Here is a 4,792-nt window from a genome sequence, read left to right as displayed (position 1 = left end):
AGCCCATCGGCGGAAGAAGGCAACAGACCCGAACCGCCAGCCGCAACACGAAAGGAAATGCCAATGACCAACCTTCACCGTTCGCTGTTCCTGGGCGATGCCGGTCGTATCGCCATGGCCATTGGCGCCGTGGCGATGCTGATCCTGTCGGTCTCCGGCGCGATGCTGGTCGCGCGGCGCATGGGCGGCTGGCGGCGCTGGTTCGCCCCTTTGCGCGGGCCGGCGTCGAGCCGCAGCCATACCGGGATCGCCCGCGTGGCGGTCGCGGGGCTGGTTTTGTCCTCAGCGACTGCACTGTGGATGGCCGCCTCGACCTTCGATCTTCTGCCGGATGGAGCCGCACCGCCGACCTTTCCGACTGAGGTCAGCGGAAGCACTGGGGTCTCGCTTGCTGCGATGGAGCCGCTCTCCGTGATTGCTGTCACGGAGTTGCGCGAGCTGAGCTTTCCCTATCCTGGCGACGCCACGGACGCCTTCACTCTGAAGACGGATCGCGGCACCGGCTATCTCGATCAGGGGACGGGTGAGCTTCTGGCCTGGGCCGAGCTGACGATGTGGGAACAGATATCTGAAACCATCTACATGCTGCATACCGGGCAGGGGGCCGCATCTCTCGGCCTCGTGCTGGGTGTGCTGGCGCTCGGCGTGCCGGCAATGGGGGTGAGTGGTCTTGTGCTCTGGTTCGCGGGGCGGCGGTCAAGACCGCGTCTCCATGGCAATCATCCTGCAAACGGCGCTGCGACCATCTTGCTGGTGGGCTCGGACGGCGGCAGCACCTGGGGTTTCGCTGCGACGCTCCAACATGCGCTGACCACGGCGGGCCAGCATGTTCATGTCGCGCCAATGTCCGGTTTCGAGCCGGCGCGCTATCCGCAGGCCGAACGGTTCGTCATTCTCGCCGCCACCTGGGGCGAGGGACAGGCTCCCGCCACGGCGAAGGGGTTCATTGAACGCCTCGCGGCGCTGGAATCTGTCCCTGAGGCCCCGCTTGCCGTGCTTGGTTTCGGCGATCGCAGCTTTCCCGCGTTCTGCGCGTTCGCCGATGAAGTCGGGAGTCGGGCTGCTGCCAAAGGCTGGGCGCAATTGATGCCCTTCGACACGGTCGATCGCCAGTCGCCGCAGGATTTCGCCCGCTGGGGCCGCGCCCTGGGGGCGGCGCTGGGGATCGAGCTTACGCTCGAACATGTGCCAACCCCGCCCGTGACGGGGCGGCTCACCCTGATCTCGCGCCGTGATTACGGGGCGGAGGTGCAGGCGCCGACCACGATCCTGCGCTTTGCCCTACCCGAGGCGACGTTTTTGCAACGGCTGACAGGTCGGGGGTTTGGCCGGTTTCAGGCCGGTGATCTCCTCGGCGTTCTGCCCGAGGGTGCGGATCTGCCGCGCTTCTACTCGCTGGCCTCCGGACGGCGCGACGGGTTCGTCGAGATCGTGGTGCGCAAGCATCCCGGCGGCCTCTGCTCGGGTCAGCTTCTGGCGCTGAAGCCGGGCCAGGCGATCCGCGCCTTCGTCCGGCACAATCCGGCTTTCCATGCCGCAGCAGGACGCTCGCCGCTGATCCTGATCGGCGCCGGCACTGGCATCGGCCCGCTTGCGGGCTTCATCCGGGGCAACAGCCGCAAGCGGCCCATCCATCTGGCCTTCGGGATGCGCCACCCCGACAGCGATTTCCTGTATCGCGACGATCTGGCCGGCTGGCAGGTCGATGGCCGTCTGGCGCGATTGACCACCGCGAACTCGCGCGGGGCAAAGCCGCGCCATGTCCAGGACGCGCTGCGGGCCGAGAGCGCTGAACTGATCCGGCTGGTACACGAAGGCGCGCGCATCATGGTCTGCGGCGGGCGCGACATGGCCTCGGGCGTGGCCGAGGCGCTGACCGACATCCTCGCGCCGACGGGTCTTACCCCGCTCGCGCTGAAAGCGGAGGGGCGCTATGCCGAAGATATCTACTGACCCGGGCCGCCACGCGCTGAACGGCCCGACCATGGGCACTCGCTGGTCGGCGCGTTTCCACGCCGATGCCGGGCTGGACCCCGCCCCGGTGCAGGCTGCCCTGCAAGCGACCGTGGCGGAGGTTGATGCCGCAATGTCGACATGGCAACCCGACAGCGACCTGATGCGCCTGAACCGGGCGCCCACTGGCGCCTGGGTGGCCGTTCCTGCCGGCTTGGCCGAGGTGCTGAACCTCGGGCTGCGGATCTGTGCGGCATCGGGCGGTGCGTTCGATATCGGCATGGGCGATGCGGTGCGCGCCTGGGGTTTTGGCCCCGAGGAAGCCAGCGCTGAAGCCATCCGCTGGGCCATGGTAACCACGCGCCCGCCCGCGCATGAGGTGCTGGAGATCGACCGCGCGGCCGGGTTGGTCAGGAAACATGCACCCATCACGCTCGACCTGAACGGCATCGCCAAGGGCTACGGCGTCGACAGGTTGGCCGAAATGTTACGGGGCTTCGGCATCACCGGGTTCCTTGTTGGCATCGACGGCGAGATGCGAGCCTCCGGGCTGCGGCCCGACGGCATGCCCTGGACCGTCGCCGTCGAGGCGCCCGATCCCGAACGCCGCGCGCCCCATTCGGTCCTGATGCTGCAAGATGCTGCCGTCGCCACCTCGGGCGATTACCGGCATCATGTCACCGTTCAGGGCCAGCGCCTGTCGCATACGATGGACCCGGCGACGGGCGGCCCGCTGCGGTCGTCGCCGGCCTCGGTCACGGTCGTCACGGGCAGCTGTGCCGAGGCTGATGCCTGGGCAACCGCGCTGATGGTGCTGGGTCCGCAGGCTGGCGGCGAACTCGCCGCACACCTTTCCCTCGATGCGCTGTTTCTGATGCGCGAGGCAGACGGCATCCGGCCCCATGCCGTCGGGGCGCTGTTCGACAGCCCGATGGTATCGGCGGCAGGCCGAGAGGGTCTGGTTCGTGCCTGAGGTCTGTCCATTCGTGCAATAGGTCTTTGCAGGTTTCGTCAATTCTCGTGCGAAAACGGACAGCCTATGTCTATCCCAAGCCCGGCGGCGTCTGTCGATGCCCGCCGCGGCCAGAACCACTTGGCAGATACAGGAGATCACTATGCGGACTGTAAAATCTTTCACCACCGTCGCTGTCGCTCTCGCCCTCGCGCTGGGGTCAGCTGGCATTGCCGCCGCGCAATCCCAGGGACATGACAGCCATGGCGCGGGGGCTATCGAGATCACGCTGAACGATGGCGCCAAATGGCAGGGCGATCAGAACATGATCACCGGCATGACCGCGATTCACGGAACCATGGCCGCGAACCTGGACGCGATCCACAACGGCACCCTGCCTGCCGATGCCGCGAATGGGGTCGCTGCCGATGTCCAGAAGCAGGTCGATTTCATGGTCGAGAACTGTGTGCTGGAACCCGAGGTAGACGAGCAGTTCCATATCGTCCTTGGTGAGGTGATGACCGGCATCTCGGCATTGGAGGCCGGCGAGGTCGAGACTGGCGCGGTGACGATCGTTCAGGCGTTGAACGCCTATGGCGAGCATTTCGAGCATCCGGGCTGGCAGATGATCGACTGACGCCATGGGCGCAGGCATGGGCCGGCGCGGGCGTCACGCCTGCGCCGGCCTTGTCTTGCACGGGCAGCGCCCCTCCAGCAGGTCGGCATCGGCCGTCAGGGCCGTCGCCATGAAGTCCAGAAACAGGCGGATGCGCGCGGTCTGGCGCAGATCCTCGTGAATCAGCAACCACAGGTCCAGCATGAAGTCCTCGGGCAGCGCGGCGGCGCGGATCAGGCTGGGGTCGCAATCAGCGATCACGCAAGGCAAGGCAGCGAGTCCGACCCCCGCCTTTGCCGCCGCATGGGCGGCGGTGATCGAGTTTGTCCGGTAAACCTGCCGCGCATCCGGCCACCAGCGCGCCAGATTGCGGCTGAGCGGACCATGCGCCGCGCCATAGCCGATCCAGTCGCACTCGCCCAGGTCAGCGGGCGCCCGGCCCGCTGCGGCGTAGATGGCAAAACCCAGCCTCCCGACCCGCCGCCCGACCAGCGTTTCCTGCCCCGGATTGCCGATGCGCAGGGCCATGTCGGCCTCGCGTCGGGTCAGGTCCAGCACTGTGTCGGCAACGATCACCTCGATTTCGATCTCGGGCCATGCGGCGCGAAAGGCGGCGACATGGGGGGGCAGCACGCCCACCGCCAGCAGGTCGGTGGTGGTGATGCGGATGGTGCCATGGGGCCGCTGGTCCTGCCCGGTCACCTTCAGCGCCAGCGCGGTGATTTCTTCCTCGATGCGGATGACGGAATCGCGCATCTCTCCGCCCGCCGCCGTCAGCGCATAGCCGCCGGGTAGCCGGTCGAACAGCCGCACCCCCAGCCGCGCCTCGAACGCGCCGATGCGGCGAAACACGGTCGAATGGGTGACGCCAAGGCTGCGCGCCGCGCCCGACAGCGACCCCGCCCGCGCCACGGCCAGAAACAACCGCAGATCGTCCCAATCCTGCGCCTGTGCATTCATGCAATGATCCCTTGTCGAAATTGCCACTCCTGATCCTGAAAGGACAGCATATCTTGAGTTCACAAGCAATGACCGCCCCACCGGGCGGCGACATGAAAGGAACCAGCCATGACCAAGACCATCCTGCGCAGCGACGAATTTTCCTGCCCCTCCTGCGTCACCAAGATCGAGAAGGCGCTGGCGGCAACTCCCGGCGTGACCGCCGCCAAGGTGCATTTCAACACCGGCCGCATCGAGGTCGAGCATGACCCCGCATCCGCCCCGGTCGAGGCCCTTGTCTCGGTGGTGAAATCCACCGGCTACGAGGCCCG

General features: G+C 67.0%; 5 protein-coding genes. 4 read left to right on the top strand and 1 reads right to left on the bottom strand.

Annotated elements, in window-relative coordinates:
- Positions 1 to 57 precede the first annotated feature (57 nt).
- The 3 genes from U1E69_RS10515 to U1E69_RS10505 all read left to right on the top strand — a co-directional run bounded on the left by U1E69_RS10515 (position 58) and on the right by U1E69_RS10505 (position 3,542).
- A complete protein-coding gene (locus tag U1E69_RS10515) occupies positions 58 to 1,953 on the top strand; it encodes a PepSY domain-containing protein (RefSeq protein ID WP_371135223.1) in 1,896 nt (631 codons plus the stop codon).
- Positions 1,934 to 2,926, top strand: coding sequence for an FAD:protein FMN transferase (locus tag U1E69_RS10510; protein ID WP_036760150.1), 993 nt, complete (start codon positions 1,934 to 1,936; stop codon positions 2,924 to 2,926). The genes U1E69_RS10515 and U1E69_RS10510 overlap by 20 nt, the downstream gene beginning before the upstream one ends.
- A 142-nt stretch (positions 2,927 to 3,068) precedes the next feature.
- Positions 3,069 to 3,542 (top strand): hypothetical protein, encoded by a 474-nt coding sequence (locus U1E69_RS10505; protein WP_149766316.1) that lies wholly within the window; start codon positions 3,069 to 3,071, stop codon positions 3,540 to 3,542.
- Positions 3,543 to 3,575: 33 nt separating this feature from the next.
- On the opposite strand, the gene U1E69_RS10500 is transcribed toward U1E69_RS10505, so the two are convergent.
- Positions 3,576 to 4,481: a LysR family transcriptional regulator gene (locus U1E69_RS10500; protein WP_305543168.1), complete on the bottom strand. Its 906-nt coding sequence runs from the start codon at positions 4,479 to 4,481 to the stop codon at positions 3,576 to 3,578.
- Positions 4,482 to 4,589: 108 nt separating this feature from the next.
- Between U1E69_RS10500 and U1E69_RS10495 the strand changes: the two genes are divergently transcribed.
- Positions 4,590 to 4,792, top strand: a 203-nt coding sequence (locus tag U1E69_RS10495) for a heavy metal-associated domain-containing protein (RefSeq protein ID WP_322244328.1), incomplete at its 3' end; no start/stop codon positions are given.

Source organism: Tabrizicola sp., from assembly GCF_034366665.1.
GTDB lineage: Bacteria > Pseudomonadota > Alphaproteobacteria > Rhodobacterales > Rhodobacteraceae > Tabrizicola.
This window is presented reverse-complemented; position numbering and strand designations above follow the sequence as displayed.